The sequence below is a fragment of the Bacillus sp. SIMBA_008 genome (assembly GCF_046535495.1).
Classification (GTDB): Bacteria; Bacillota; Bacilli; order Bacillales; family Bacillaceae; genus Bacillus; species Bacillus subtilis.
Genome location: NZ_JAWRWL010000904.1, coordinates 1 through 252, shown reverse-complemented (window position 1 = coordinate 252; position 252 = coordinate 1). Strand labels below are relative to the sequence as shown.

The 252-nt window shown below is 73.0% G+C and carries 1 protein-coding gene; it reads left to right on the top strand.

Features of this window, described 5'->3' with window-relative positions; genetic code table 11:
- Positions 1-252 (top strand): ATP-binding cassette domain-containing protein (locus tag SB658_RS25995; protein ID WP_410603369.1); only part of this gene is annotated, 252 nt, incomplete at both ends.

Genomic DNA, 252 nt, shown 5'->3' with positions numbered 1-252 from the left:
ATGCCGTCGGTCTCGGGATCGATGCCGCCTGGCGCGCGGCGGAGCGGGCGGGGTTCGCCGACGATGTGCGCGCGATGCCCATGGGCATGCACACCGTCGTCTCGGAGGGCGGGTCGACGCTGTCCGGCGGACAGCGTCAACGGCTGCTCATCGCCCGAGCGCTCGCGGGGGACCCGCGCATCCTGCTCTTCGACGAGGCGACGAGCGCGCTGGACAACGTGACGCAGGCTGTCGTCGCCGAGAGCCTGGCCC